Source organism: Bradyrhizobium sp. Unk1, from assembly GCF_059512345.1.
In genome coordinates this window covers 1-676 of the sequence record NZ_JCAMOP010000208.1, presented here as the reverse complement: position 1 = coordinate 676, position 676 = coordinate 1, and the positions used below count along the sequence as shown (strand labels likewise).

Below are 676 nucleotides of genomic sequence, written 5' to 3'. Positions count from 1 at the left end.
GTGCAGCTCAGGTCGTAGCTGGCCGTTTTCGGACTGGCCCGATCAATGTGGAGTACAATTCCAAGAAGGGCGGAAATGCAACGATCGAAGCGCTGACCAGGTCGTTGCAGGCGGCAGCCAACCGCTTGGATGCTGAGAAAGACGTTCTCTTTTTGATTCTCACCTCGCATGGCTCTCCAGACGGCCTCGCAATCAAGGCGGGGCGGCACACAGAGACGCTCACGCCATCTCGTCTCAGCAACATGCTCGCGAAGACAGGTGTGCGACACAAGGTGGTTGTCATCTCGGCTTGTTATTCCGGGGTCTTTATCCCGCGTCTGGCGAATCCCGATGTGCTGGTCATCACCGCGGCCGATGCCAACCATCCGTCGTTCGGCTGTCAGGACAAGGCCAAGTGGACCTATTTCGGCGACGCTTTTTTCAACGTCGCGCTCCGGAAAGCCGTTAGTCTGAAGGATGCGTTTCTGGCTGCGCGCTCACTCGTCCGGAAGCGAGAATTGCGGGAACACTTCGAGCCGTCGAATCCCCTCACGGCAGGCGGCGCAGACGTGCTGCCGTTGCTCGTCGGACGCCCTTAAACAACCGGCTGCGAGCCTTGAGGCGATTCCTCGCAGGCGTGCACCCGCAATGCACATCCCATCACTGTTTCGTGGAACAAGTCGCTTTATCAAATTCG

1 protein-coding gene is annotated in these 676 nt (G+C 58.4%); it reads left to right on the top strand.

Translation table 11 applies throughout. The features are described 5' to 3' along the window. Positions 1–578, top strand: a 578-nt coding sequence (locus AC5ZFO_RS48175) for a C13 family peptidase (RefSeq protein ID WP_496124291.1), incomplete at its 5' end; no start/stop codon positions are given. Between the last annotated feature and the right edge of the window lie 98 nt (positions 579–676).